This window comes from Streptomyces sp. ID05-39B (assembly GCF_033794725.1).
Taxonomy (GTDB): Bacteria; Actinomycetota; Actinomycetes; order Streptomycetales; family Streptomycetaceae; genus Streptomyces; species Streptomyces bobili.
This window is the reverse complement of the sequence record NZ_JARGEF010000464.1, coordinates 1-2,454: the sequence shown is the minus strand read 5'-3', so window position 1 is coordinate 2,454 and position 2,454 is coordinate 1. Positions and strand designations below refer to the sequence as shown.

Below are 2,454 nucleotides of genomic sequence, written 5' to 3'. Positions count from 1 at the left end.
TTTTTTTTTTTTTTTTTTTGTTGAGTCGGCTACCCCCAGGATTTTAACTTTTTGCTTTGTCGGGAGCGGTAGATGGGTTAAAGCGTGCTTCACTGGACGGTGCCCGTTTGGGACGTTAGGTACCTTCGGACCTCCCCCAGCGGGGGGGACCCCAGAGACGGAAGAACGGATTGAGATGCTCCGCTACACGCTGATGCGCCTCGGTGTCTTCGTAGGCTGCCTCGCGGCGGTCTGGGGACTCGTCTACCTCGGTGTCTTCCCGCGCGGCCTGGGCGACTCCAACGGCATGTGGATCGTCCTGCTGTCGCTGGTGCTCTCCGCTCCGCTCAGCTTCGTCCTGCTGCGCAAGGAGCGCGACCGCGCCTCGGAGACGGTCGTGCGGCGCGTGGACCGGATGAAGGCGGGCCTGGAGTCCAACCGCTCCCAGGAGGACGAGGCGGTCGACTCGGCCCACGCGCAGGGCCAGGCCTCGTAACCACCCGCTGTCGGATCCGCCGGCGGGGAGCGCGTCCTCAGTTCGCGTGGAGGAGGTCCCCGCACGTCGGGGACGGCACCGGCGACCGTTCCGCTACGACGGTCAGCGCATGGCGCACTTCCGTGCCCAGCCGGAAGAGCTGGAGGCCGGCCCGTCCGCCCGCGTAGGCGCGCAGGCGGAAGACCTTGACGGCGTGTTCGTCTCGGTCGTCGGCGAAGGTGCCGGGGAGTCCGGCGAGGAGTTCGTAGTCACGCTTGCCCGTCGTCGCGTCGGCCACCGCCCTGAGGGGAAGAGCGTCGAAATCCGCGGCGGTCAGGGACGCGTCGACGGCGACGGCGTGGGCGGTCAGGGCCGTGAACGTCTCGATCAGCCGCTCGCCCACCGCCGTGTCGATGTCCCAGGCCCGCAGGTGCTCGCGGCGACGAGCCTGCCGCCATGGCTCCTGGTCCACCAGCGGCAGAAGGACCCGCCCGAGATGCGCGCACCGGTTCCACAGCGTCTCGTGCTCGTGCTCCGAGGTCACGGCCGACCCTCTCACCGGTGCGCTACGGGCGGGTGTGCCGTACCTCCAGCCTCCGGGACCGGCCACGCGGTGACCCGCTCCCTCTCGGCCAACTCAGCTGAACGAGGCCTTCACGAGGGAGTTCGCCCCCGTCGGCCACAACTACTCTTTCCCCCATGGGTGCCGTGAAGACCAAGCGGATGCCGCGTGCGGTCCGTGAGCAGCAGATGCTGGACGCCGCCGTGGAGACTTTCGGGCGGCGCGGGTACATGGCCGCGTCGATGGACGAGATCGCCGAACTGGCGGGCGTGTCCAAGCCGTTGGTGTACCTCTACCTGAACTCCAAGGAGGACCTCTTCACCGCGTGCATCCGGCGCGAGGCGGAGGCGCTCGTCGGCGCGGTGCGAGCGGGCGTGGACACCGGCCTGCCGGCCGACCGCCAACTCTGGGACGGCCTGCTGGCGTTCTTCGCGCACACCGGCCGCCATCCGCATGCCTGGTCGGTCCTGCACATCCAGGCCCGTACCCACGGGGAGACCTTCGCCGCCGAGGCCGCGGCGATGCGCGCGGAGATCGTGGCGTTCGTGACCCAGCTGATCGTGGTCGCGGCCCGCGAGGCACACCGCGACCCGGACCTTCCGGAACGGGAGGTGGCGGGCCTGGCCGAGGCCCTGGTGGGCGCCGCCGAGTCCCTGGCGGCCTGGGCCAACACCGCCGAGTCGGTCACGCCCCGCCAGGCCGCGGCGACGCTGATGAACTTCGCGTGGGCCGGCCTCGGCAACCTCATGACCGGCCACCCCTGGTCCCCACCGGAGCCCTGACCCACCCCCGGCCGAACCGTCTCGGGATCCCCTCCGGGGGCGCCGGCCCGGCATATCCCCTCCGCGGGGCCTCGATTGGCAGATACCGGCCATCGATCCACTCTTTCTACGGCGTGTCCCCGGCCGCGATCTGCCAACCGCTCAGCTCTACCGGGTGTGCCGGGCGGGGGTGCGCCGGGTTTCTGTATCTGGCCGTTCCGCCGGTTCCGCCACGAGGGTCGGGCAATTCAGGCAGGCTGCCGAGCCGCGCTGGGCGAACCATCGGCAGTCCCGCCGGATCCCGCACGTCGGCCGTGATCCTCCCGGCTCCACGGGGGCCGATGTCCCGCGCACCCGCCGTCGGACGGCTCGTCCAGGACGTGGTCCACGACGGCGCAGCCCCGTCCGGTCCACTGCGAGCAGGCGCTCTCCACACACGGCCGGCTGAACCGGTACCGACGCTCCGGGTACCCCGCCTCCTGAAGGCCGGCGACGAACGCCGCGTCCATGACGACGGGCATCGGCAGGTACGCCAGTCGCCCCTGCTCGGTCATCACGCCGATGACCGAGCCTCCCTCGTGGCAGGGTCCGCTCGGGCAGGCCAGGCGCTTCTTGTCCTGGTTGCCGCCGCTGTCCGGCGAGTCCACGGTCCTCCGCCAGGGCCCGCCCCCGCCCCC

The 2,454-nt window shown here is 70.7% G+C and carries 4 protein-coding genes; 2 read left to right on the top strand and 2 right to left on the bottom strand.

Annotated features, from left to right (window positions below; genetic code table 11):
• Nucleotides 1-175: 175 nt before the first annotated feature.
• Nucleotides 176-475, top strand: a complete 300-nt coding sequence (locus tag P1P75_RS41100; protein ID WP_319265044.1) for a DUF4229 domain-containing protein — start codon at nt 176-178, stop codon at nt 473-475.
• A gap of 37 nt (nt 476-512) precedes the next feature.
• Here P1P75_RS41100 and P1P75_RS41095 read toward each other — a convergent pair whose 3' ends face one another.
• Nucleotides 513-998, bottom strand: coding sequence for a hypothetical protein (locus tag P1P75_RS41095; RefSeq protein ID WP_319265041.1), 486 nt, complete (start codon nt 996-998; stop codon nt 513-515).
• 155 nt (nt 999-1,153) lie between these two features.
• Here P1P75_RS41095 and P1P75_RS41090 point away from each other — a divergent pair, with 155 nt between their 5' ends.
• Entirely contained in the window at nt 1,154-1,798 is a 645-nt protein-coding gene (locus P1P75_RS41090) for a TetR/AcrR family transcriptional regulator (protein ID WP_150472268.1), read from the top strand.
• Between the two features lie 227 nt (nt 1,799-2,025).
• Here the strand turns inward: P1P75_RS41090 and P1P75_RS41085 are convergent.
• Nucleotides 2,026-2,454: hypothetical protein (locus tag P1P75_RS41085; RefSeq protein WP_319265038.1), on the bottom strand; the 429-nt coding region annotated here is incomplete at its 5' end.

Coding starts and splice junctions, on each gene's coding strand:
- P1P75_RS41100 (WP_319265044.1), top strand. CDS start 176: ATGCTCCGCTACACGCTGATGCGCCTCGGTGTCTTCGTAGGCTGCCTC.
- P1P75_RS41090 (WP_150472268.1), top strand. CDS start 1,154: ATGGGTGCCGTGAAGACCAAGCGGATGCCGCGTGCGGTCCGTGAGCAG.